Below are 23,652 nucleotides of genomic sequence, written 5' to 3' on the forward strand. Positions count from 1 at the left end.
AACGAGTTGAAGGCGTTCGCAAACCGGCGCGCGCATGACCGAAATTTGACCCACGAGTAAATTAATGTATCCTGTCGTAAATAGCATGCCGCAATTCTGCGGCCTTAATTGCGGATGGGATGCGACCATGAACAAGCATTTCAGCGATACCGGTTCGGAGCCGTTCTTGTCAGAACAGCAGCGCATGGTTCGCAACACGGCGCGCCAACTTGGACGGGATGTCCTTGCCCCAACTGCAGCCGAGCGTGATAGCACCTCGGCGTGGCCGACCGAGGAGCTGAGAGTTCTCGGCGCCCAAGGTTTCATGGGCATGACCGTTTCCGAGGAATACGGCGGCTCGGCATCCGGCTTTCTCGCCTATTGTCTCGCCATCGAGGAACTTTCCGCCGCCGATGCCGGGGTCGGAACGATCGTCCATGTTCACAATCTCGGCGCAGCGCATGTCATTGCAAAAAACGGCACGGCCAAGCAGAAGCAACGCCTGCTTCCGGCGCTGGCCTCCGGCGAAAAAATCGGCGCCTTCATGATTACCGAGCCCCAGGCTGGCTCTGAAACATCGGCACTTCGAACCTCGGCGCGCCGCGACGGCGACGATTTCGTGATCAACGGGACCAAGCAGTTCATCTCAAACGGCAGCGAGGCCGGCGTTGCAATCATCGTCGCACGCACGAATCCAGACGCCGGCAAGCGCGGCTTCACTACGTTCCTAGTCGAGCCGCCTGCCAAAGGTTACGTCGTCAGTCGCGTCGAGGAGAAACTCGGGCAGCGGACCGCGCATACCGCCCAGATCCAGCTTGAGGAGCTCCGCGTTCCCAAGGAAAACATTCTTGGCACGCTCGATGGCGGCTACGGCATCATGATGTCAGGTCTTTCCGACGGGCGTATCGCCGTCGCGGCGCAGGCGGTCGGCATCGCTCAGGCGGCTCTCGAAGCAGCCGTACGGTATGCGCGTGAACGTGAGGTCGCAGGAAAGCCGATCATGGAGTTGCAGGGCGTCAGCTTCGCTCTCGCCGACATGGCGGCGCAGGTCGATATCGCCCGACAGTACTACATTTATGCTGCGCGCTTGCTCGAGGCCGGCCTGCCCTGCATGAAGGAAGCTGCCATCGCGAAGCTATTCGCCAGCGAAATGGCCGAGAAAGTGTGCTCCGAGGCGCTGCAGATTCATGGTGGATACGGCTATCTGCGGGATTTCCCGGTGGAGCGTTACTGTCGCGATGTCCGTGTCTGCAAGATCTACGAGGGCACCAGCAACATCCAGAAACTCATCATCGCCCGCAATCTTTGACTTGCGATGGGTATTCGCGTTGATAAAAGGTGTGCGAATCAACTCAATTGTGCCGGGATTAGCGCTGCTGTTCTCGCAATGAAATTCTAGGAGTGGTGGTGTCTGGCCGTGACCGTCAGCTTGCCGCGTGGAACGACACCGTTCAGACCCGCGACCAGCAATTCAATCTGAAGCGAACCGCCTTGCTGAAAGAGGCGGCGCGCGCATTCAGCTCGCAAGGATATCAGGCGACGTCTCTCGACGATGTCGCCAAGACGCTCGGAGTGACCAAGCCCGCGCTCTATTATTACATCAAGAACAAGCAGGAAATCCTGTTCGAGTGCCATATGCTGTCGCAGGATCTCGGCGATCGCGCGTTCGAGCACGCGTACAAGACCGGCAGGACCGGCCGTGAAATCCTGCTTTCGTTTGCGAACGAATTCATCGAGTCGCACAACAGCGAGATCGGCGATTGCGCCGTCCTCGTCGAATTCCAGGCGCTCGATCCCGCCAACCGCAAGATCGTCGCCGCGCGCCGTGACAAGGCGCAGCATCAGATGCAGGCGATTATCGAGAAGGGCATGGCCGACGGCAGCATACGGCAGGTCGATCCAAAATTGACCGTGTTTTTCTTCATGGGTGCGGTCAACTGGATGGCGCGGTGGTTCGATAAGGACGGACCGAAAAGCGGCGCGGAGATCGCGAAGGTTTTTACAGACCTTCTCGACCACGCCGTTTCGCCCTAGCCTAAGAGCGTATCCCGCGATTGCTGGATATTGCGTATATCCGTGGGATCGGCCCCCACCTTGAGCCGTTAAGGCAAAAGCGGATGAGAGCCGTCCCGCGAGCTATTGACTGCCGACTGAAGCGAACCTGCGCGCGGCCCGTTGCTGGCTTGCTGCGCGCGCCGCATCGTAATCATGCGTCATGCGGTCGATCACGCCCGCAGCCGGCTCGACACGCTCGACATCGCCAACGCCCTGCCCCGCGCTCCAGATATCTCGCCATGCCTTCAGCGTCTCGATCTCCTTCAGGAGATTGAAACCGTCATGCTTCGGCTCCGGCCTGAAGCCGCTGCGTTCGAGGCTTTTGCGGAGCATGTTGGCGGGTATGCCAGTGACTTCGGCCGTCAGCTGAATGTCGTCGGCGTTGCTCTCGATCAGCATTTGCCGGTAATCATCCGCCGCCATGCTCTCCGTCGCCGCGATAAAGGGCGTACCGACATAGGCGAAGTCGGCGCCGAGCTCTTCCGCAACATGGATCAGGTGGCCGTTCGAGATCGCCCCGGCGAGAACAAGGGGCCCGGAGAAGAATTTACGAACGGCGGTGACGAATGCGAAGGGGTTGAGCCAACCGGTGTTGCCGCCGGAGCCGCCACACAACAAAATCAGACCATCAACGCCGGTTTCCGCCGCGCGTTGGGCGTGTTTGAGCGAGGCGACGTCGGAGAAAACCAAGCCGCCGTAGCTCTTTACCGCGGCAACAACACGACCCGGATTTCCGACGCTGGCGATCACCAGCGGCGACTTGTGTTTGACGACCAGATCGACGTCTTCCGCCAGCCTGGTGTTGGTTGGATGGACGATCAGGTTCGCCGCATAGGGAGCCGCGTCCAGCTGCAACTCGGCCGTGATCCTCGCGAGCCATTGATCCAGGATTGCCGTCGACCGCGCATTAAGGGTCGGAAACGAGCCCGCGACGCCGGCCTGGGAACAAGCGATGACAAGGTCGGGACCCGATACGAGAAACATCGGCCCAACCAGAACGGGCAATTTGAACTGGGTACGGAGTTGCACAGCAAGATTGGGGTCGCCCAGCATTCGTTCACGCCGTGAATTGGTCACATGAAAAGCGTCAAAAATCTATTTGACTTACAAGTAAATATTATGCCTGATTGGTCATAACGCAAGAAAAATAACGACGCGCGTGCTTTGAACGACTGCGCGACTACGGAGGAGACATGAGCGCCGAAGCGGCGACCCACGCGGAGCCCAACGTGAGCGGCATGCGGCCGATTCTGACCGCGGACCGCTTGCGAATGTCGTTCGGCGGCGTCGTTGCCCTGAATGAAGTCTCGATCGAGATCAGGCGCGACGAGTTGATCGCAATCATCGGTCCCAATGGCGCCGGCAAAACCTCGCTGATGAACTGCATGAGCGGCTTCTATCGCCCGCAACAAGGCGACATCGTCTTCGGTGGCGAGCAGATTGTCGGCCGAAGCGTTCATCAAATCGCGCGATCCGGGTTGGCGCGGACATTTCAGGGAACGCACATCTTTCCCGGCATGACCGTCATCGAGAATATCTTGATCGGACGGCACATGCATATGCGCAGCTCGATCTTGCAGGCCTTCGTGCATTTTCACTGGGCCCAAAACGAAGAAACGCAGCACCGCGAGGTCGTCGAGGAAATAATTGAATTGCTGGAAATCGAATCCATCCGCCATCAGCTGGTCGGAACGCTGGGATACGGCTTGCGCAAGCGGGTCGACCTCGGCCGCGCGCTCGCGCAGGAACCGAAAATTCTGCTGATGGACGAGCCGATGGCCGGGATGAACAACGAGGAAAAGGAAGACCTCGCCCGTTTCATTCTCGACGTACGTGAGGCGCGCGGCATCCCGGTAGTGCTCGTCGAGCACGATATGGGTGTGGTCATGGATCTCGCGGACCGCATCTACGTGCTGGATTTCGGGAAGATGATCGCGACCGGATCGCCGGCGCAGATCCAGCGCGATCCTTTGGTCATGAAGGCTTACCTGGGCGAAAAATGACCTTAGCCGCCGCAACAATGAAAACATTGCCGCAGGCATTCGTTGCGCGGGCCACTGCGGAGCCGGACCGGCTGATCGCGCGTCACAAATGTCGAGGCATCTGGCGCGAGTTCCGTTACGGCGACGTGCTGGAGCGCGTCCGCAATCTCGCGGTTGGCTTGCAATCGATGTCGTTTGCGCGTGGCGAGACGGTCGCCATCATCGGCGAGAACGAGCCCGAGAATTTCTGGGTCGAATTGGCCGTGCTCTCGCTCGGCGGCAAGGTCGTCTCGCTCTACCCCGACCTCACTGTCGGTGAAATCGAATATCTGCTGAACGACAGTCAGGCGGTTTACTTCGTGGGCCAGGATCAGGAGCAGATCGACAAGGGCCTCGCGGTACTCGGCAGCGTCCCGACACTGCGCCGGCTGATCTACTGGGATGATACCGGCATGTGGTCCTACCGGCAGCCGAGCCTCATGAAGCTCGAGCAAATGGAAGACGAGGGACGCAAACGCAACGTTGCCGAGCCGGGGCTGTTCGATAGCCTTGTCGCATTGGGTCAGCCGGACGACATCGCCATCCTGTCCTACACATCGGGCACGACAGGGCGTCCCAAAGGCGTCGTCATCACGCACCGTTATCTGATCGACAACGCGCATCGATTGGTGAAGGGCACCGACCTGACGCCGGGCATGGATTACCTCACCTACATTGCGCCCGCCTGGGTCACCGAACAATTATTCGGTGTTACGATCGGCGTCACCTTGCCGCTGGTGGTCAACTTTCCGGAGTCGCCGGAGCAGGTTCTGGCCAATCTCCGCGAACTCGCGGTCGAGGCGATGGTGTTCGCACCCCGGCAATGGGAGAGCCTGGCCTCGACGATCCAGGCAAAGATGCTCGACGCGGGGCCAATCCGCCGCCGCATTTACGAATGGGGCGTCGAGATCGGACGCAAGGTCAACGTCGCTCGGCTCGACGGCAAGCCGGTGCCATTGGCAGCCCGCTTGGCATTTCCGATCGCGGAGGCTTTGGTTCTGAAGCCGTTGCGCGACAAGCTCGGCCTGACGCGCGTGAAGGTCGCGCTGAGCGGCGGATCAACCATGGCGCCCGATGTGTTCCGGCTGTTTCACGCCATCGGCGTACCCTTGCGCAATATTTACGGTTCGACCGAGATCGGCATCATGACGATTCACAAGGGCGAACGCTACGACCTCGAAACCGTCGGCCACTGGCTTGAAGCGCACCCCGAGACAGCGGCGCTGGAATGGAAGGTTTCACCGGCAGGCGAGTTGCTGGTACGCGGCGGCTCTTTCTTTCAGGGCTATTTCGGCAAGCCCGAGAAGAGCGCCGAACGAATAGATGGCGGATGGTACTGCACCGGCGACGCTGTATCCGTCACCAGTTCCGGCGAGCTGGTTTTCCTCGAGCGGATCGAGGATCTCGCCAAGCTGAGTTCCGGTCAAAGCTATCCACCGCAATTCATCGAAACGCGGCTGCGCTTCAGTCCGTTCATCAAGGACATCATGACGCTTGGCGACGCGTCGCGGGACTACATCGGAGCGTTGATCAATATCGACATGGGTGTGGTGTCGCGGTGGGCGGAGGAACGCAGGCTGGCTTATTCGACATTCGCCGATCTGTCGCAAATGACGGCGGTGGCCGATCTGATCCGCGAAGAGATCGTCCGCATCAACAAATTCCTGCCGGCTCACGCCCAGGTCCGACGCTTTGCGAACTTTCCCAAGGAACTCGATCCGGACGAGGGCGAATTGACCCGGACGCGCAAGCTACGACGTGAATTTCTGGTGGAGCGCTATGCAGAGTTGATTGACGGCCTCTACACCGGCAAGGATCGCGTGGCGCTTTCGATCCCGGTCACCTACCAGGATGGCCGCCGCGGGACGATGGCAGCCAACGTACTGGTTCATTCCGTGGATGCCGCACCTCTGGTCGTCGCGGCGGTCCAGCCGCGACGCAAAATAACCGGGGTGTCATAATGTTCGACACGATCGACTTTCTGAATTACCTGGTCAACGGTTCGCTGGTAGGGCTCCTTTACGCCCTTATCGCGATGGGCTTCATTGTCATCTACCGCGCGTCGAAGGTGTTCAACTTTGCGCAAGGCGAGCTCGTCGTGTTCGGCGGCTTCATCGTCTGGTGGATGGTCATCCAAACCGGACTGCCACTGTTCGTGGCGCTTCCGCTGGCGATGGCGGTATCGGCGATTTTCGGACTTATCATCGAGCGCATCTTTTTTTCGCGTCTCGTCGGCGAGTCCAGTTTCGCGATGGTGATGGTGACGATCGGCCTGCTGATTCTCATCAGGGGCCTCATCCTGTTGATATTCGGACCGCAGGTCCGGCCGTTTCCGATCATCTTCGCGTTGAAGCCGGTGATCATCGGCGACATCCTGATTCCGCGATCACTGCTGATCGGCGCCGTGATCACGGTGATCGTCGGACTGGGCCTGTCGTGGTTCTTCAACAACACCCGCGCCGGGCTCAAAATGACCGCAGTTGCGGAGGATCATCAGGTCGCGTTGTCGATGGGAATCTCGGTGAAGCGCTCCATCGCATTCGCTTGGGCGCTGGGCGCTGTGTTGTCGACCCTCGGCGCAATCATCTATTTAAGCGGCAAGTCGTTGAACTTCCTGGCTTCCGACATCGGGCTTTCGGCGCTGCCGGTGGCCCTGCTCGCCGGATTCGAGTCGATCGCCGGAGTCTTGTTGGCCGGTCTGATCGTCGGCGCCGTGCAGGGACTTGTGACAGCCTATGTCGACCCGGTGGTCGGCGGAGCGGTTGGCTCGGTATTTCCGTTCGTGATCATGCTTGTCATCTTGTTCATCCGCCCGACCGGAATGTTCGGGTGGAGAACGATCGAGAGGGTTTGAGCGATGGATCCGGCCGGCATTTTCGCCACCAGTTTTGCGCACGATGCGGCGTTGGTGCGGACGCGTCCGCAGCAGATTGCCCTCGCCTTGTTTCTGATTTTCCTGCTGGCGCTGCCGATCCTGTTCGGGCCGCGGCTGCTCGCCATCTCGACACTGATACTGATCTCGTCGGTGATCGTCCTCGGCCTTCAGATCACCACCGGTTATGCCGGCCAGATCAATCTGGGACAGGCCGCCTTTATGGGCGTCGGTGCCTACACGACCGGTTTTCTGGCCACGAAACTGGGGCTGCCGTTCTGGCTGACGATTCCGCTGGGCGGATGTTCCGCCGCTTTGTTCGGCTTCATCTTCGGATTGTCGGCGGTGCGCATCAAGGGGTTCTACCTGGCGCTGACGACGATCGCCGCCCAAGCGCTGTTTCATTTCTTCGTTCTGAACCTGCCCTGGTTTGGCGGTTCGAACGGCCTGACGCTCGACCCTGCCAGCCTGTTCGGATTTGCGTTCGCGACGGATATCTCGATCTATTATCTCTGTCTCGCCGTCGCGGCGCTTATGACCTACGGCGCTTACGGCATCGTGCGGGGCCGGTACGGACGCGCTTTCGTGGCGGTGCGCGACGACGACGTCGCAGCCGGCATTATGGGCATTGATGTCGTGGCCACCAAGGCGACCGCGTTCTTGGTCGGCGCCTTCTATGCCGGCGTCGGCGGCGGGTTGTGGGCTTATTTCGTTCGCTTTGTCGCGGTCGATCAGTTCACGCTGTTCAACTCGATCTGGTTCATTGCGATGGTGATCGTCGGCGGCATGGGGTCGATCACCGGCGCTCTCGTCGGCGTCGTCGTCATCAAATGCATTCAGGAGGGCTTCGTGTCGCTCGGGCCATCCGTCGTCTCGCAATTCCCATCGATCGGCGGCGATGTCGTATTTGCCCTGATGAACGTGTTTCTCGGCAGCGTCATCGCAGCATTTCTGATCTTCGAGCCGCGCGGCCTGATGCATCGCTGGAATATCCTGAAGCGGTCGTATCGGATGTGGCCGTTTCCATACTGAACGTAACGAAGCCACCGCAGGGCGGTGTCCATAAAACAAAATAGTAACGGGAGGACGTAGAGATGAAGAGCAGACTTTCTAAATGGATCGCAGGCGCCGCCGCAGCGGCGGTCGTCGCACTGGCGCTCCCCGCTTCGGCGCAGACGACCTACAACATTGCCTCGATTGCCGACTTTACCGGTCCCTACGCCGATATCATGAAGGATCTTGTCGGCGCGCGCCGTGCCGCCGTCGATTGGTGGAACGACGAAATCGGCAAGGGAATGGGCATCAAGGTCGGGATCAAGGACTATGACGGCCGTTACGACGCGGCGCAGACGGCGAGCCTTTGGCCCGGCATCAAGGCCGAGCTCAATCCGGTGGCCGTTCTCGGCGTCGGTGGACCTGACGTCGCCGCGCTCCAGGGCCGGCTTCCAGCGGACAAGGTGCCGATGTTCATGTCGACCGCAGCTTACGGATTCGCCTGGAAGCCGGATCCCTGGATTTTCAACCCGCGTCCAACTTACGGCCATGAGGCGGCGGCGTTCTTCGAATGGTTCCGCAGTACGCGCGGCATCAAGGGACCGCTGAAGGTTGCCATCATTTCCTCGGAAGCCTCGCCAGCTTATGTCGATATTGCCAAGGGTGCGGAAAAGTTCGCCAAAGACAACCCGGACAAGGCCGAGATCGTCGAGACGATTTATACCGAAGTGCAGCCGACCGATCTGACGACGCAGATTGGCCGCGTGATCCGCAAGGGCGCGCAAGTGATCGATATCCAGACCAACACGGCCGCGGTCGTAGCGACCAAGCGTGCGCTGCAGGCGCTCGGCAAGACTGACATTGCAATCATGATGAGTTCGCACAATGGCTTGATTGCCTCGGGTAAGGCCATCGGTGGGATGAAGGATCTGGAAGGCGATTATGAGGTCTACGGCATGGCCGTGCCAACCGACGAAAAGACCAAGGCCCATGATTTCCAGCAAATGGTTGTCGCAAAATACAAGGCGCAGGTGACATGGTCCGTCGCGAGCGTCATGGGCTTTAATCAGACGCTGGTCGCGCTGCGGGCGATCGAAGCTGCTGCACGCAAGGTCGGCGCCGACAAAGTCACTGGTGAGGCGGTTCGCACGGCGCTGATGGCGACACAACTCCCGAGCGATCAGACCTTCGGCATCCTGCCGAATCTGACCTACACGAATGATGCGCCATTCCCGGTTACGGGCCTGACCGTCAACGTCGCGACAATCAAGGATGGCAAGTATGTTATCGCCGCTGAAAATGTGCCGGTTCCTGCAATTACGAAGTGGTAGCCCTGCTGGATCAGCCGGAGCGCGACAGCGCTCCGGCCGCGGAGTTGCCTATGCTTGAGCTCAGCAATGTCGAAGTTCTCTACAGCGACGTCATCCTTGCGGTGAAGGGCCTTACGCTTGCCGTGCCAAAGGGGTCATGCGTCACGCTCCTGGGCGGCAACGGAGCCGGCAAGTCGACCACGCTCAAATCGATCTCGAACCTCCTCATGACCGAGGACGGCAAGGTGACGTCGGGGACGATTTCGTTCGAGGGCTCGCGGATCGACGGCGGTGATCCGGCAAAAATCGTCCGCAACGGGATCGTCCACGTCATGGAGGGCCGCCGCGTCCTCAGTCACCTGACCGTGGAGCAGAACCTGATTGCCGGCGGTCATATGGAGCCTTCAGCGCCGGCGATGCGGCGGCGGCTCGATGGTGTCTACGACCGGATCAGGCGCCTTGCCTTGCTGAAGTCGCGCACGACCGGGTATTTGTCCGGCGGCGAACAGCAGATGGTGGTGATCGGCCGCGCGCTGATGGCAAATCCGAAGCTCATCATGATCGACGAGCCGTCGCTGGGGCTGGCGCCGATGATGGTCGATGAGGTGTTCGGCGTTCTGCGCTCGTTGAAGGACGACGGCCTGACGCTGCTCATCGTCGAACAGAACACCCGCGTCGCGCTGGACCTCGCCGATTTCGGCTACGTCATGGAAGACGGACGCATCGTGCTGGAAGGTAACGCGGCCGACCTTCGCGCCAACGAGGACATCCGCGAATTCTATCTCGGCCTCAACCTCGAAGGCGAACGCAAGAGCTATCGGAACATCAAGCACTATCGGCGCCGCAAGCGATGGCTCGGGTAATTGAGGCAGAGAGCGTTTCAGCGGCCGATGAACGACGGATTGCGCTTTTCCTCGAATGCGGCAAGCCCCTCTTTCATGTCGTGGCTGTGGACGTGGACTTCGCTTGCGAGCAATTCGAGCCGGAGCGCAACCTCCTTTGGTTGTTCGAGACCGTCGGCGACCAGCGCCTTCATGCGGCGGAGCACCAGCGAGCTCTTTGACCCGAGCTTGGCGACCAGGCGCTCGACGGCCGCCGTCAGTTCGGCGTCATCGACGACCTCGTTGACGAGACCGCAGGCAACCAGATCGTCGGCCGGCACGAAATCGCCAGTAAACAGCAGATATTTCGCACGGGTCGGACCGATTTTTCGAGGCAGTCGCACCGAACTGCCGCCGCCCGGCAGCAGACCGAAATTGGCATGCGCGTCACCAAGCTTCGCTGACCGCGCTGCGATAACCAGATCGCAGCACAGCACCAATTCCAGGCCGCCCGCCAGGGCCAACCCATTGACTGCGGCGATGACCGGCCGCGGACAGGTCTCCAGTCGTGCCATCATGTCGAGGACGGCGTCGAGGAACCGCGTCGCGGCGGGTGCATCGCCCTGCGTCGCGCTATTGACGTATTTCAAATCGGCTCCGGCGCAAAAGGCACGCCCGGTGCCCATCAGCACCACGGCCTTGATCGCCGGATCGTCGGCATGCGTTAGAGCGGTGGTAATTCCCGCCACCATGTCGGGCGTAATTGCGTTGAGCGCCGTCGGCCGATTGAGCGTGATCCATACCGCATCGGCACGAACTTCGACCAGAACGCTTTGCTCCGGCTTGATCTTTTTAGACGTCGTCACTGTTCTCACCTCGACAACAAGTATTTGACTTTTGGGTCAATTAATAATTTAGTCAGTAAAATTATAGACCAACGAATAAAATCTGCAAGCTTAGGCTCTGCACATCCGGGGAAGAGACATCGTCATGTTGCAGCTCGAGGGTATTCGTATTGTCAGCCTGGCTGAGCAATATCCCGGGCCCTACGCGACGCTTCTGATGGCCGATCTTGGGGCCGACGTCATCCTCGTCGAGCGTCCGGGCATCGGAGATCCCGCGCGGCAGTTTCCGGCGTTCCATGCCGCGCTCAATCGCAATAAGCGCTCGGTGGCGCTCGATCTCAAGGCGGACGGCGACAAGCAGCGGTTCCGGGATCTCGTCGCTTCTGCCGACGTCCTGCTGGAAGGGTTTCGGCCCGGCACCATGCAGCGGCTGGGGCTGGGTTATGAGGCGATGGCCTCGATCAATCCCCGTTTGGTCTATGCGTCGATCTCTGGCTTCGGACAGACCGGCCCCTACCGCGACCGACCCGCCCATGATCTCTCCTACCAGGCCCTCGCCGGATTCCTGCACGCCCAGGCCGCAACGCGTTCGACGCAGCTTCCGAGCGATATCGCGGTTGGCGACCTTTCATCGGGGATGTTTGCGGCGCTCGGCGTGCTTGCGGCGCTGCTGGCGCGCGCGCGCACGGGAAAGGGGGCGTATATCGACGTGTCGATGACCGACGGGCTGGTATCGTGGATGTCGGTCATGGTTGGCCCGGCGATGAACGGCGAGCCGCTCGCCGACATCGCGGCAGAGCCCGCTTATGGTCTGTTCGAGTGCCAGGACGGCAAGCTGCTGTCGCTGTCGATCGCGCATGAGGACTGGTTCTGGCGGCCGCTTTGCACGCTGATCCGCATGGAGGACGTTGCCGATCTGAAGCGGGCGCAACGGACCCAACGGGAAATCGAGCTGGTCGCGCGCATCGGCAAGGCTATCGCCGCAGCACCACGGGCGCAGTGGGCCGAAAGGCTCGACGCCGCAGGGATTCCCTGGGGTCCCGTCAATTCCATTGACGAGGTGGCGGCCGATCCGCACTTCAAAGAACGCGGGCTGTTCAACGACGCGGCCGACAGCGATGGCAGACGTCGCCGCTACGTGGCACAGCCCCTGATTATCGACGGCCACCATCCGGGACCGACCCGGGGCGTGCCCGCCCTCGGCGAACACACCGATGAAGTGCTATTAGAACTGTCGCACCGGGCACCAAACAGAACCTGAGAACGGGAGCCGCCAGCATGGAAGACGTTTACGTCGTGGGAGTGGGCATGACGCCGTTCGGCCGCATGCTGGACAAAGACATCAAGACGATGACGAAGGAGGCGGTCAACGCAGCGCTCGCGGATGCCGGCCTCGAGACCACGGCATTGGAAGCCGCCTACTTCGCCAACGCGTCGCAGGGGCACATGGAAAAGCAGCACATGGTGCGCGGTCAGATCGCGCTGCGGTCGATGGGGATCGGGCAGATCCCGGTCGTCAACATCGAGAACGCGTGCGCGAGCGGCAGCTCGGCGCTGAACCTGGCCGTCAACTTCCTGAAAGCAGGCGACGGAGACGTCGCGCTTGCGGTTGGCGCTGAGAAGATGTTCTCGAAGGATCGCGAGCTGATGTTCGGATCATTCGACAGCGCCTGGGACATCAGCCGCAAGGACGAAATCGGCGAGCGGCTGATGCAGCTCGGCGAAGGCATCGATCCGCCGCCTGGCACTACGTCGGACAAGCCCTACAGCGTATTCATGGACGTCTATGCGGCGTTCTCCCGCTATCACATGGCGCGGTTCGGAACGACGCAGCGCCAGATCGCCGCGGTCGCAGCCAAGAACCACCAGCACTCCGTTGAAAATCCGCTGTCGCAGTTTCGCACGCCCTATTCCATTGACGAGGTGCTGGGCGCGCCGCCGATCACGTATCCTTTGACGCTGCCGATGTGCTCGCCGGTGTCGGACGGCGCAGCGGCGGTTGTGGTGGCAACTGCAGCGGGCCTCAAGCGCTACGGCATCGATCGGTCGCGCGCGATCCGGGTGCTGGCATCCGTGGTCCAGACCGGCAGCGACCGTGACCCGTCGGACGTCGAAAACCATTGCACCGCGCGCGCCGCCAGGCGCGCTTACGAAAAGGCGGGCGTCGGTCCGGGCGATATCTCGGTTGCCGAAGTGCATGATGCCACCGCCATGGGCGAGATCATCCAGATCGAAAATCTCGGCCTGTGCGCCTTCGGCGACGGCGGCGCCATCAGCGAACGCGGCGAAACCACCATCGGAGGCCGCGTACCTGTCAATCCGTCGGGAGGACTGGAATCGAAGGGGCATCCGGTGGGCGCCACCGGCCTCGCGCAGGTCCACGAACTGGTCGCGCAGCTGCGCAACGAGGCCGGAGCCCGCCAGGTCGCCGGCGCGCGGATCGCGATCGCCGAAAATGGCGGCGGACTGCACGGTATCGAAGAAGCGGTGGCGTGCGTGACCATCCTGAGCAAATAGAAGACAACGAGGATATTTCATGGAGCTTCATGGCAAGGTTGCCGTAGTGACCGGCGCGGCCTCTGGACTGGGGCTCGCGACCTGCAAGCAGCTCGCCGCGGCCGGCGCGCGGATCGCCGGGTTCGATCGCGACGAGAAAAAGCTGCAGGCACTCAAATCGGACCTCGGCGATGCCTGCCTCACGCGCGTCGTCGATGTCGCTGACGAGATCAGCGTAAAAGACGGGATAGCGGCGGTCGTCGCCGCGTTAGGCGGTGTTCATGTAGCCGTGAATTGCGCCGGGGTTGCCGATGCCGCCAAGACCGTATCAAAAGGCGAGCCGTTCCCGATCGCGACATGGAACAAGGTGATCGCGATCAACCTGACCGGCACCTTCAATATCATCAGGTTTGCTGCGCTCGCCATGACCAGGAACGCTCCTGATGCGGACGGCGGCGAGCGCGGCGTCATCGTCAACACGGCTTCGGGCGCCGCATCCCAAGGGCAGGTCGGTCAAGCGGCCTACAGCGCCAGCAAGGCGGGCGTAATCGGCCTGACGCTTCCAGTTGCCCGCGACTTGGCGCCGCACGGTATCCGCGTCGTCTCGATCGCGCCGGGGCTGTTCGATACTGCAATGGTCGCAGGCATGCCGGACAATGTCTCTCAGTCGATCGTCGATCGCATGATCCTGTATCCGAACCGGATGGGGCAACCGCGGGAATTTGCCCGGCTGGTGCAACATATCGTCGAGAACTCGTACCTGAACGCGACCACGCTCGATCTGGATGCAGGCGCGCGCATGCAGTCGCGCTGACCACGTTTCCTCTGGCAATCGGCATCCGATATGCTACCTGATCGACTGCGATGGCATCTCAAAATTCCGGTGATGGCAGCGCCGATGTTTCTCGTCTCGGGACCGGATCTGGTCGTCGAGACCTGTCAAGCTGGCGTGATCGGCACCTTTCCGGTGCTCAACCAGCGCACGACGGACGGTTTCGAAGCGTGGCTGGCCGACATACGCGGCCGGCTCGCCGGGCAACATTGCGCGCCCTTTGGTGCGCAATTCGTCGTTCACTCCACCAATCCTCGGCACGCGGCAGACTTCGCCGCAGCCATCCGTCATGAGGTTCCCATCGTCATCACGACCCTCGGAATTACGCGAGAGCTGACCGACGCCATACATGCCTATGGCGGGCTGGTGTTCCACGACGCGACCACGATGAAGCATGCCAAGAAGGCGCTCGACGCCAACGCGGACGGGATCATTGCCGTCTGTGCCGGTGCGGGTGGCCCCGCCGGCACGTACAACCCGTTCGCATTCATCACGGAACTGAGGCAGACCGCCGGCGACAAGACGATCATTCTTGCCGGGGCTGTCAGCAACGGTCAGTCCGTTGCCAGCGCCATCGTGTTCGCCGCGCAACGTCGTCGAGCGGTGTGGAAGCGAGCTCCAATGCCGAGCGCCCAAGCGCCCGCCGAACCAGAAACGACCTGCGCCAAACTGCTTCCCGGCGCCAAATCAACGCCTTACAAAATTAGTGTGTGAGATATCCGGGCTAGCTACTTTCCGGCGCAAAATTGACGTTTCCGGATTGAGGTCAGTTGGTTGCCGCAAAATAAAGCCCGCCGGGGTGAGCGGCGGGCCCGAGTTGGCTTAGATTGAGGCGCCTACTGGACGGATTTTTTTCCATTGAGCGACCGATGTTGACGATGTTGTCGGCGATGACGCCGAGCTCAGGGATCGCATCATGGCCGCCATCGACTTCTTCAATCGCGATCCCGTCGTTCACTCTTGGACCTACAAACTCGACAAGGCCGCTTGATATGATTCGAACTTCAAAATCTCTGACCTAGAAGCGCCTCGCGCTTTCGGGCGCGCTCATCGGCAAGTTCGCGATTGCGACACACGATCAGTCGCTCGCCCGGAAAGTCAGGAGAGCTGATCTCGGCCAGATCCCGCTCATCAAAGAGCGAGAGCTGCAGCGGCCCATGGTCTTTGGCCAGCGCTTGAATCTGCGATGCACGCTGGCACGTAATCCAATCCAAGCCTGACGATTTGAGATCCTCGCCGATCCTGGCCGTGGTGATCATGCCGCGGTCGCCGACCAGCAAAACTCGCTTGATGCCGAAGCGGGATTTCAGCTTCTCAATCTTCGATTTCAGCGTGATTGGATCGGCCGTATTCCCCTCAAACACTTCGATAGCGATCGGTAAGCCGTCCTGCGTGCACAGCAGGCCGTAAACGATCTGCAGGCGATCGCTCCGATGATCGCGGCTGTGGCCATAGTGCGCCAGCGGACAATGGCGACCTTCAAAGTAGGATGAACTCACGTCGTAGAGAACCAGGACGCCGTCCTCGAGATGGCGCCACGCCAGACCATTCTCGATCCGCACCTGGCGCTCAAGCAGCCAATCCAGTGCCTCGTAGGCCTCGCGATCCTTCACCCTGCCAAGGTCCAAGACCGCGTCCAGACTCGTTGTTGCCGTCTCCTCGTCGACCGCCCGCACAAAGCCAAGCTTGGAGCGTGGTGCGATCAACCGGTCGACCAGCATTGCCACCACGAGATCGCAACCGCGCCGCGCGTCGGCATCCTTCGCCGTGCTCAGGATCAATCGATCCAGGGCGATCTTGCGGATCATCCCGAGCGCTGCTGCAACATGGCCATGCGGTAGCGAACGCTCGATCTGCAAGTGATCCGGGCCTGTCCCGATCAGTGTACCGCCCCTGAGGATCGCCTTCAGCGCGGCGACCACATGGTCCGGCAGCTTGCTCAAATTCGCCAGTGTCCGCTTCTTAGGCCGCCCGTTCTCGTCGCGATAGCTCTCCCGCAAGACCACCGCCGGTGGTGAATCGCGATTCGGAACTGTCTCAATGAACATTTCCAAATTGAACCACACGCGCGTTGATTTCAAAAGCCCCTTACATGGATACAAATCGAGAGCTGTTCACAACCCAAAACCGCGAAAAGACTCAGTTTTTAAGTCCCGCAAAGTGCAAACTTGGGTTTAGCGGAATTTCTTTCCCGGAATTAATGAAATCGCTGTTCGCGAATTACCGAAATCGGTGTCCGTATAGTGATCCGGTCGGACTGGACCGGATCATGATCGTGTTGTTCGCAGGCTTCGCGATCACGCCGCCGCGGTCGGGAAGCTGTAGCTCTTGAACTGGTCGCGCAGCGCGGTCTTCAGGATCTTTCCTGTCGCGGTGTGCGGAATCGCATGGACGAACGCGACGTCATCCGGCATCCACCATTTGGCGATCTTGCCATCCATGTATTTCAGAATGTCCTCGCGCGACGCGCTCTGGCCCTGCTTGAGCTGCACGATCAGCAGCGGACGCTCGTCCCATTTAGGATGATGGATGCCGATCACGGCTGCTTCCGCAATCGCCGGATGTCCGACCGCGAGATTTTCCAGGTCGATCGAGGAAATCCACTCGCCGCCGGATTTGATCACGTCCTTCGAGCGATCGGTGATCCGCATGTATCCGTACTTGTCGATGGTCGCGACGTCGCCGGTGTCGAAATAGCCTTCCTCATCGAGGATGTTGGCATCGATGCGGAAATAGGCCTTCGATACCGCGGGGCCGCTCACCTTCAGCCGGCCGAACGTCTTGCCGTCCCACGGCAGTTCCTTGCCGGCGTCGTCGGTGATCTTCATCTGCACGCCGAACGGCGGATAGCCCTGGGTCTGGAGAATGTCGAGCCGGGCCTCGCCAGTGAGTTCGGAAAACGGAGGTTTCAACGAGGCAAGCGTGCCGATCGGGCTCATCTCGGTCATGCCCCAAGCGTGGCGCGCCGTCACCCCCATGTCGACAAACGCCTTGATCATCGAGCGCGGCATCGCCGAGCCGCCGCACACCACCATTCGCAGGTGCGGCAGTTTCAGATGGTTGGCGGCCATATGATTGAGCAGCATCAGCCACACCGTTGGAACACCCGCGGTGTGGGTCACTTTTTCGCTGTCGAGCAGCTCGAATACCGACGCGCCGTCGAGTTTCGCGCCGGGCAGCACCAGCTTGGTGCCCATCGAGGGGGCCGAGAAGGCGATGCCCCAGCTGTTGGCATGGAACAGCGGAACCACCGGCAGCATCGTGTCGCCCGCGCCTGTGCCAAGGGAATCGCCGGTATTGGCCATCAGCGCATGCAGCACGTTGGAACGATGCGAATACAATACGCCCTTGGGATCGCCCGTGGTTCCGGACGTATAGCACATCGCGGCCGCGGTATTTTCATCGAAGGTCTTCCACCTGAAATCGCCGTCGGCCTCCGCGATCCAGTCCTCATAGGCGACCGCGTTCTTCAGCGTGGTCTGCGGCATATGCGCCTTGTCGGTGAACACGATGTAGCGTTCGACGCTGGGAAGCTTGTCGGCGATCTTTTCCAGCACCGGCACAAAGGTGATATCCGTCATCACCACGCGGTCCTCGGCATGGTTGATGATCCAGGCGATCTGATCGGGGAACAGTCGCGGATTGACGGTGTGGCAGATCGCGCCGATGCCCATGATGCCGTACCAGGCCTCGAGATGGCGCCAGGTGTTCCACGCAATGGTGGCGACGCGGTCGCCGAGCCTGATGCCGTCGCGATCGAGCCGCTGCGATATCTTCAGTGCGCGCTTGTGGATTTCGGCATAATTGGTGCGATGAATGGGGCCCTCGACCGACCGTGTGACGACCTCTTGCGTACCGTGATACTTCGCCGCGTGTTCGATAATCCGATGGCAAAGCAAAGGCCAGTCTTGCATCAATCCGAGCATACGCACTTCCCTCCGATGGTTTGTTTGTTGCCGCACGATCCGCGAACGTTACGGGCGGATCGGGGTTGAGTTTCGTGGACAGGATTGATCCGTCCTGTCCGGTGCGAAAGCGCTGAGAGCGTCGGATGTAGGCTCCCCATCGGAGCCCGCCCGATTGTGGTCACCCCTCCCGGATCGACATCCTTTTGTGGGGTAGCAACCTTGCTGAAATTATACTGCGATTTTCAGCCTTGCACATGGATGTTCCCCAAGATCATGTCAGCGGCATTTTCCGCGATCATCATGGTGGGCGCATTGGTGTTGCCCGCTACCAGCGTCGGCATGATTGAGGCGTCGATCACCCGCAGCCCTTCGATGCCGCGCACCCGAAGCTGCGGATCGACCACCGAGGCCGGGTCGGCGCCCATCCGGCAGGTTCCGACCGGGTGATAGATCGTCTCGGCCCGCTTGCGGATATCGGCGGCGATCTCGTCATCGCTCTGAACCGCGGGGCCGGGCAAAACCTCGCGCCGGGAATGAACAGCCATGGCAGGCGCGTCGAAGATGCGCCTGCCGATCTTGACCCCGGCGATCATGGTTTTCATGTCCTCCGGGTCCTCGAGGTATTGCGGGTCGATCAGCGGATCATCCAGGGGATCGGGGCTTTTCAGACCGATTCTGCCCCGGCTTTTCGGCAGCAGGTCGCAGATGTGCAGGGTATAGCCATAACCATAGGTGATCTTGCGTCCATGGTCGTTCAGATAGGTCGGGAGGAAGTGGAATTGCAGGTTCGGCCGGTCGCGCTCGGGTGTGCTTTTGACGAAGCCGCCCGATTCCGCGACGTTGCTGGTCAGAAACCCCTTGCGGCGGAAGATGTAGGAAAACAGCCCCGCCACCGCGCGCGGCAGGAAGCTCAACGCCACTCCGATCGGTTTGCGCGAAGTGGCCGCGTTCATCAGCGTGATGTCCAGATGGTCCTGCAGGTTCTTGCCCACGGCGGGCAGGTCATGCACCACCGGAATGCCATGTTCCTTCAGCTCCTCCGCCGCGCCGATGCCTGAAAGCATCAACATCTGCGGCGAGTTCACCGCGCCGCCGGACAGCAGGACCTCGCCCCCGGCGTTCAGCCGCGCCTGCTTGTATTCGTTGCCCCGCCTGTAGGACACGCCGGTCGCGCGCCGACCGTCCATCACCACGCGGGTCACCCGCGCATCGGTGACGACCTCCAGATTCGACCGATCCAGCGCGCTTTCCAGAAACGCCTTGGCCGAGCTCCAGCGCCGCCCGCGGTTCTGCGTAACCTGATAAAGGCCCACCCCTTCCTGATGCTCGCCGTTGAAATCATCGTTGTGCTGGATCTGCAATTCGCGCCCCGCCTTGACGAAGGATCGGCTGAGCGGGTTGACCGTCTGCAATTCGCTGACGAACAGTTCACCGCCCGCCCCGTGATATTCGGAACTTCCGAACCGTTGATTGTTTTCCAGTCGCTTGAACAGGGCGCGGACACGGTCCCAGCCCCAGACCGAGGTGTCAGAGGCAGCTTCCCAACCGTCGTAATCCGCCTTGTGGCCGCGCATATAGACCATGGCGTTGATCGAACTGGACCCGCCCAGCGTCTTGCCGCGCGGCCAGAACAGACGGCGGGCGTTCAGATGCCGTTGGGGTTCGGTATTGAAGGCCCAGTTCAGTTTCTTGCTGTTGGCCAGCAGCGCGATGCCGATCGGCGTATGGATCAGCGCGCTTTTGTCTCGCGGTCCCGCCTCCAACAAGAGGATGCGCTTTGCGGGATCTGCGGACAGCCTATTTGCAAGCACGCAGCCCGCCGAACCGGCTCCCACGATGATATAGTCGTACATTCCTTGACTCTCCGATCGTCGCTCTATCGAACCGATCACCCCAGCACCTTGACGACAAGGCTGATGAGCCGCTTCACGAAGCCCGTATAGGGCGGGAACAGCATGTGGACGATCGAGTACCGGTCCTGCAGGACGGGCTTCTCATGCGAAAATGCCCGAAAGCCATAGATTCCGTGCGCCGCACCGATGCCCGAGTTGTTCACCCCGCCAAAGGGCAGGTTGGGATGCAGGAAATGCACGACCGTCAGGTTGATCCCCACCGCGCCCGAACTGGTGCGCGTGATGATGTCCTCGGCAAAAGCCCGGCTATTGTCGAAGACATAAAGCGCCAACGGTTTCGGGTTGGCGTTGATCTGATCAATCACCTTGTCGATATCGTCATATTCGATGATCGGCAGGATCGGGCCGAACAGCTCCTCGCGCGAAATCGCCATCTCGGGGGTGATCTGGCTGATCAGCGTGGGCGCCACGAATTTCTGCGCCGCGTCCGTCTGCCCGCCCAGCAGGATCCGCGCGCTCTTGGCACGGGCATCCTCGATCAGGCCGGCAACTCGGTTGAAATGCCGGTCATTCACAATACGGCAATAGTCGGGTGTCATCTTCTGCGCCTCAGGCGTCTTGCCATAGACGCGGCCGATTTCCGCCATCACCGTCTCGTTGAACTCTTGCGCGATGTCGCGATGCACGAACACGTGGTCGGGCGCAATGCAGGTCTGGCCGTTGTTGGCAAACTTGCCCCAAACAATATTGCGCGCGGCCTTTTTCAGGTTGGCGGTGGGGCCGACGATGGTGGGCGACTTGCCGCCCAATTCCAGCGTGACCGAGGCCAGAGATTTCGCCGCCGCCTCCATCACCAGCTTGCCCACCTGCGGGCTGCCGGTGAAGAAAATGTGGTCGAACGGCATTGCCAGCAATTCCTGCGCGACCGCAGCGTCGCCCTCGACCACCGCCACCAGATCTGGCGAAAAAGTCTCGGCCACGATATCTGCAATCAGGGCGGAGGTCGCGAGCGTCAGTTCCGACGGCTTGATGATCGCGCTGTTGCCCGCTGCCAGTGCCGAGACCAGCGGCCCGAAGGCCAGGTTCAACGGATAGTTCCAGGGCGCAATAATCAGGCAGACACCCTTCGGCTCGGGCCGGATCCTGGCCTTGGTGCCCAGAACACCCAGTGTGGCCGCCGCCCGGCGTGGTCGCATCCAGCCCTTCAGGTGGCGTTTGGTGTGCGCGATCTCCTGCAGCACCGGCAAGATTTCGGTCAGCCTCACCTCGCTCTCGGGCTTGCGGAAATCCGCATAGAGAGCCGCGATGATGTCCGCCTCGCGCCGCTGCAGGACTTCCCTCAGCCGGTTCAGCGCCGCGATGCGTGCCTTGCGGTCGAAATCCGAGCGCCGCGCCCAGCCTGCCTTGCGTTGCTTCACAAAAACATCCGCAAGGGATGATCTGGTATCGCCCAACGATATGTCGCTCGGATGAGCGTGAATATTCACGGTTGACCTCCATAGCAGGCCTGATCGGCCCGATACACTTTGCCGACACGGATTGACTAAGTTTCCTGGCAAAGAACGTAGTCTTTTTTCGTTGCGCCGCAGTCCGGGCAACACCAATCGTCAGGAATATCCTCGAACCGCGTCCCTGCGGCGAAGCCATCGGACGCATCACCAAGCGCCTCGTCATAGATATGGCCGCAGGTGATGCATATCCATTTCGCAAAGGGCTTGCAGCCGGCGGAGGCAGGCTTACCGTCTATGGTGACCCCTGCGGATTGCACAGCCTCCAGGGCTGGGGCGGTGGCCCGCAGTACAGCTGGCGTTCGCACTGCCGGTTTCGACACCGGGCCGGCGGGTTTCTCGATCACTGCGGTGTCAGTGACTGTTGCAGCGCTACGCGTCACGGCGGCAACCTCGACGGCCTGAGCAGCTGACGCGGTGGCGGCGGGCGATCCGCCGATCAATTCGAAATCGACCTTGTCGCGCACTGCGCAATCGGGGCAAGCCCATTCGTCGGGCACGTTGGCCCAAGCAGTGCCTGCAGGAAATCCTTCATGCGGATGGCCCAGCGTTTCGTCATAGGTGTATTTACAATCGGGACACTGGTACCTGGCCATGTTCCTATTTCCTCCCTTTTCCGCCGATCCGGTTTTGCCGGGCCGAATGGCAGCTATCTCTGGTCTTCTCCGTGATCGGCGCGCGGCCCCCTATCCTATCGCACGGCCTGACCGCCCCACATGGCCAGCCGCTGCCGCTCGACGATTGAAACGAGTCGTGCGGCTCGGGGCTGTGGTGTCGGGTGTCCATGCCGCTCGGCAAGCCAGAGCGGCGCGGAAGATGGCGCTTCACTCGGCAGCAACCAGGCCGGGCTTAGCGTCGGTGCCGACCGTGCCAAACTTGCGTTCGTAAAACGCTTGCTTGCCATCCTCGATCTGAATCTTGCTCAGATCGCCATGGGCCCAATCTACCACGCGCGAGTCCATAGCCGACCTGAACCAGCCCGGGATCAGCGCGATGAAGAACATGCCCGGATAGCCCGAGGGCAGCGTCGGCAGATCCTTGAAGTCGCGCAGCGATTGGTAGGACCGCGTCGGATGCGCGTGGTGATCCGAATGGCGCTGCAAATGGAACAGGATCAGGTTCGACACGATGTGGTTCGAGTTCCACGAGTGGTGCGGTTTCTGGTGCTCGTAGCGGCCATTGGGCAGCTTCTCACGCAGCAGGCCATAATGCTCGATGTAGTTGGCGCTAGTCAGCTGCCACCACCCGAACGCCATCTGGATCGGAAGGAAGACCAGCATCAGGGGGCCGAAAAAGGCCAGCAGGCCCGCATAGAGCGCGAAGGTGATCAGCATCGGCTGCAAAATCTCGTTCTCCAGGCTCCAAACGCTTTTGCCCCGGCGCGACAGACGCTCTTCCTCGAGTGCCCAGGCGCGGCGGAAGGCACCGGGGATCTCGCGGGTGGAGAATTGGTAGATACTTTCGCCCATTCGTGAGGTCGCGGGATCCATCGGGGTGGCAACGTCGCGGTGATGGCCCTTGTTGTGCTCGATGAAGAAATGACCGTAACCCGCAACCGCAAGCACCAGCTTGGCCAACCAGCGGTCGAAAGTCTCCTTCTTGTGCCCGAGCTCATGCCCGGTGTTCAGCGCGAGGCCGTTCACGATTCCCAGCGAGAGCGCCAAGGTAATGATTTCGAGCCAAGACATCGCATGGGTACTGACCCACCAGGCCGACACCAGAAGGGCTGCATAATGGATCGGCACGGTCAGATAGGTTAGAACGCGATAGTATCGGTCCTTCTCGAGCATCTCGACGGCCTCTTCCGGCGGGTTGTTGAAATCCTCGCCGAACATCGCGTCCAGAAGCGGCACCATCCCGTACCAGATGATCAGGACCAGGGCGTACCAGATGCTCCAACCGGTCTGCGCCACTAGCCAGAGCCCGATCATCGGCGTTGCGGGCCACAAGGTGGACAGCATCCAAAGATAGCGCTTGTGGTCAACGTACCCCACGGTTGAAGCGGATTGTTCTGGCGTATTGATCATTCGGCATATCCTCCCTTGACCCCACCATTCATCGCGCGGCAGGTGACACCAGTACGCCCTTCCCGGTTCCCGAGCGGGCGACCGAGCAAGCGGAGATCATTGCGTCAGGATCCACAACTACACTTAGGTGTA

20 protein-coding genes and 1 pseudogene are annotated in these 23,652 nt (G+C 60.8%); 12 read left to right on the forward strand and 9 right to left on the reverse strand.

Annotated features, from left to right (window positions below):
• Nucleotides 1-127: 127 nt before the first annotated feature.
• Nucleotides 128-1,288 carry an acyl-CoA dehydrogenase family protein gene (locus JQ621_RS09370; protein WP_212234144.1) on the forward strand — a complete coding sequence of 387 codons (1,161 nt, stop codon included), beginning with the start codon at nt 128-130 and terminating at the stop codon, nt 1,286-1,288.
• A 98-nt stretch (nt 1,289-1,386) separates the two neighbouring features.
• Entirely contained in the window at nt 1,387-2,013 is a 627-nt protein-coding gene (locus tag JQ621_RS09375) for a TetR/AcrR family transcriptional regulator (protein WP_212234145.1), read from the forward strand.
• A 102-nt stretch (nt 2,014-2,115) separates the two neighbouring features.
• Here JQ621_RS09375 and JQ621_RS09380 read toward each other — a convergent pair whose 3' ends face one another.
• The gene (locus tag JQ621_RS09380; RefSeq protein ID WP_249124999.1) at nt 2,116-3,018 is read right to left on the reverse strand and encodes an NAD(P)H-dependent flavin oxidoreductase; all 903 of its coding nucleotides are present in this window, start codon (nt 3,016-3,018) and stop codon (nt 2,116-2,118) included.
• Between the two features lie 209 nt (nt 3,019-3,227).
• Between JQ621_RS09380 and JQ621_RS09385 the strand changes: the two genes are divergently transcribed.
• The 6 genes from JQ621_RS09385 (at nt 3,228) to JQ621_RS09410 (ending at nt 10,093) form a co-directional block, all read left to right on the forward strand.
• Nucleotides 3,228-4,037, forward strand: a complete 810-nt coding sequence (locus JQ621_RS09385) for an ABC transporter ATP-binding protein (RefSeq protein ID WP_212234147.1) — start codon at nt 3,228-3,230, stop codon at nt 4,035-4,037.
• A 17-nt stretch (nt 4,038-4,054) separates the two neighbouring features.
• Nucleotides 4,055-6,016: an AMP-dependent synthetase/ligase gene (locus JQ621_RS09390; RefSeq protein WP_212234148.1), complete on the forward strand. Its 1,962-nt coding sequence runs from the start codon at nt 4,055-4,057 to the stop codon at nt 6,014-6,016.
• Nucleotides 6,016-6,909 carry a branched-chain amino acid ABC transporter permease gene (locus JQ621_RS09395; RefSeq protein ID WP_211376038.1) on the forward strand — a complete coding sequence of 298 codons (894 nt, stop codon included), beginning with the start codon at nt 6,016-6,018 and terminating at the stop codon, nt 6,907-6,909. The genes JQ621_RS09390 and JQ621_RS09395 overlap by 1 nt, the downstream gene beginning before the upstream one ends.
• 3 nt (nt 6,910-6,912) lie before the next feature.
• A complete protein-coding gene (locus JQ621_RS09400) occupies nt 6,913-7,959 on the forward strand; it encodes a branched-chain amino acid ABC transporter permease (protein ID WP_212234149.1) in 1,047 nt (348 codons plus the stop codon).
• 62 nt (nt 7,960-8,021) lie between these two features.
• On the forward strand, nt 8,022-9,251 hold the full coding sequence (locus JQ621_RS09405) for an ABC transporter substrate-binding protein (protein WP_212234150.1): 1,230 nt from the start codon (nt 8,022-8,024) through the stop codon (nt 9,249-9,251).
• A gap of 50 nt (nt 9,252-9,301) precedes the next feature.
• Nucleotides 9,302-10,093: an ABC transporter ATP-binding protein gene (locus JQ621_RS09410; protein WP_212234151.1), complete on the forward strand. Its 792-nt coding sequence runs from the start codon at nt 9,302-9,304 to the stop codon at nt 10,091-10,093.
• A gap of 17 nt (nt 10,094-10,110) precedes the next feature.
• On the opposite strand, the gene JQ621_RS09415 is transcribed toward JQ621_RS09410, so the two are convergent.
• Nucleotides 10,111-10,917: an enoyl-CoA hydratase/isomerase family protein gene (locus JQ621_RS09415; RefSeq protein WP_212234152.1), complete on the reverse strand. Its 807-nt coding sequence runs from the start codon at nt 10,915-10,917 to the stop codon at nt 10,111-10,113.
• Between the two features lie 124 nt (nt 10,918-11,041).
• Between JQ621_RS09415 and JQ621_RS09420 the strand changes: the two genes are divergently transcribed.
• The 4 genes from JQ621_RS09420 (at nt 11,042) to JQ621_RS09435 (ending at nt 14,938) form a co-directional block, all read left to right on the forward strand.
• On the forward strand, nt 11,042-12,157 hold the full coding sequence (locus tag JQ621_RS09420) for a CaiB/BaiF CoA transferase family protein (RefSeq protein WP_212234153.1): 1,116 nt from the start codon (nt 11,042-11,044) through the stop codon (nt 12,155-12,157).
• 17 nt (nt 12,158-12,174) lie between these two features.
• Entirely contained in the window at nt 12,175-13,413 is a 1,239-nt protein-coding gene (locus JQ621_RS09425) for a thiolase family protein (RefSeq protein WP_212234154.1), read from the forward strand.
• 46 nt (nt 13,414-13,459) lie between these two features.
• Entirely contained in the window at nt 13,460-14,206 is a 747-nt protein-coding gene (locus JQ621_RS09430) for an SDR family NAD(P)-dependent oxidoreductase (RefSeq protein WP_312015403.1), read from the forward strand.
• 84 nt (nt 14,207-14,290) lie between these two features.
• Nucleotides 14,291-14,938: an NAD(P)H-dependent flavin oxidoreductase gene (locus tag JQ621_RS09435; protein ID WP_212234156.1), complete on the forward strand. Its 648-nt coding sequence runs from the start codon at nt 14,291-14,293 to the stop codon at nt 14,936-14,938.
• A 52-nt stretch (nt 14,939-14,990) separates the two neighbouring features.
• On the opposite strand, the gene JQ621_RS09440 is transcribed toward JQ621_RS09435, so the two are convergent.
• The 7 genes and pseudogenes from JQ621_RS09440 to JQ621_RS09475 form a co-directional block, all read right to left on the reverse strand.
• Nucleotides 14,991-15,182, reverse strand: a complete 192-nt coding sequence (locus tag JQ621_RS09440; protein ID WP_212234157.1) for a hypothetical protein — start codon at nt 15,180-15,182, stop codon at nt 14,991-14,993.
• Between the two features lie 61 nt (nt 15,183-15,243).
• Nucleotides 15,244-16,272: pseudogene (locus JQ621_RS09445) on the reverse strand (IS1634 family transposase); the annotation flags it as partial.
• A gap of 249 nt (nt 16,273-16,521) precedes the next feature.
• Nucleotides 16,522-18,150, reverse strand: a complete 1,629-nt coding sequence (locus JQ621_RS09450; protein WP_212234159.1) for a fatty-acid--CoA ligase — start codon at nt 18,148-18,150, stop codon at nt 16,522-16,524.
• Nucleotides 18,151-18,374: 224 nt separating this feature from the next.
• Nucleotides 18,375-19,985: a GMC family oxidoreductase gene (locus JQ621_RS09455; protein ID WP_212234160.1), complete on the reverse strand. Its 1,611-nt coding sequence runs from the start codon at nt 19,983-19,985 to the stop codon at nt 18,375-18,377.
• A 35-nt stretch (nt 19,986-20,020) separates the two neighbouring features.
• Nucleotides 20,021-21,472: an aldehyde dehydrogenase family protein gene (locus JQ621_RS09460; protein WP_212234161.1), complete on the reverse strand. Its 1,452-nt coding sequence runs from the start codon at nt 21,470-21,472 to the stop codon at nt 20,021-20,023.
• Nucleotides 21,473-21,528: 56 nt separating this feature from the next.
• Nucleotides 21,529-22,089 carry a rubredoxin gene (locus tag JQ621_RS35985; RefSeq protein WP_409334209.1) on the reverse strand — a complete coding sequence of 187 codons (561 nt, stop codon included), beginning with the start codon at nt 22,087-22,089 and terminating at the stop codon, nt 21,529-21,531.
• A gap of 228 nt (nt 22,090-22,317) precedes the next feature.
• Nucleotides 22,318-23,520: an alkane 1-monooxygenase gene (locus JQ621_RS09475; RefSeq protein ID WP_212234162.1), complete on the reverse strand. Its 1,203-nt coding sequence runs from the start codon at nt 23,518-23,520 to the stop codon at nt 22,318-22,320.
• Nucleotides 23,521-23,652: the final 132 nt, after the last annotated feature.

This window comes from Bradyrhizobium manausense (assembly GCF_018129685.1).
GTDB classification, from domain to species: Bacteria; Pseudomonadota; Alphaproteobacteria; order Rhizobiales; family Xanthobacteraceae; genus Bradyrhizobium; species Bradyrhizobium manausense_D.

Bases quoted from the DNA above. Each gene is read 5' to 3' on its own strand.
- JQ621_RS09370 (WP_212234144.1), top strand. From the start codon at position 128: ATGAACAAGCATTTCAGCGATACCGGTTCGGAGCCGTTCTTGTCAGAA.
- JQ621_RS09380 (WP_249124999.1), bottom strand. From the start codon at position 3,018: ATGTTTCTCGTATCGGGTCCCGACCTTGTCATCGCTTGTTCCCAGGCC.
- JQ621_RS09385 (WP_212234147.1), top strand. From the start codon at position 3,228: ATGAGCGCCGAAGCGGCGACCCACGCGGAGCCCAACGTGAGCGGCATG.
- JQ621_RS09390 (WP_212234148.1), top strand. From the start codon at position 4,055: ATGAAAACATTGCCGCAGGCATTCGTTGCGCGGGCCACTGCGGAGCCG.
- JQ621_RS09395 (WP_211376038.1), top strand. From the start codon at position 6,016: ATGTTCGACACGATCGACTTTCTGAATTACCTGGTCAACGGTTCGCTG.
- JQ621_RS09400 (WP_212234149.1), top strand. From the start codon at position 6,913: ATGGATCCGGCCGGCATTTTCGCCACCAGTTTTGCGCACGATGCGGCG.
- JQ621_RS09405 (WP_212234150.1), top strand. From the start codon at position 8,022: ATGAAGAGCAGACTTTCTAAATGGATCGCAGGCGCCGCCGCAGCGGCG.
- JQ621_RS09410 (WP_212234151.1), top strand. From the start codon at position 9,302: ATGCTTGAGCTCAGCAATGTCGAAGTTCTCTACAGCGACGTCATCCTT.
- JQ621_RS09420 (WP_212234153.1), top strand. From the start codon at position 11,042: ATGTTGCAGCTCGAGGGTATTCGTATTGTCAGCCTGGCTGAGCAATAT.
- JQ621_RS09425 (WP_212234154.1), top strand. From the start codon at position 12,175: ATGGAAGACGTTTACGTCGTGGGAGTGGGCATGACGCCGTTCGGCCGC.
- JQ621_RS09435 (WP_212234156.1), top strand. From the start codon at position 14,291: ATGTTTCTCGTCTCGGGACCGGATCTGGTCGTCGAGACCTGTCAAGCT.
- JQ621_RS09450 (WP_212234159.1), bottom strand. From the start codon at position 18,150: ATGCTCGGATTGATGCAAGACTGGCCTTTGCTTTGCCATCGGATTATC.
- JQ621_RS09455 (WP_212234160.1), bottom strand. From the start codon at position 19,985: ATGTACGACTATATCATCGTGGGAGCCGGTTCGGCGGGCTGCGTGCTT.
- JQ621_RS35985 (WP_409334209.1), bottom strand. From the start codon at position 22,089: ATGGCCAGGTACCAGTGTCCCGATTGTAAATACACCTATGACGAAACG.
- JQ621_RS09475 (WP_212234162.1), bottom strand. From the start codon at position 23,520: ATGATCAATACGCCAGAACAATCCGCTTCAACCGTGGGGTACGTTGAC.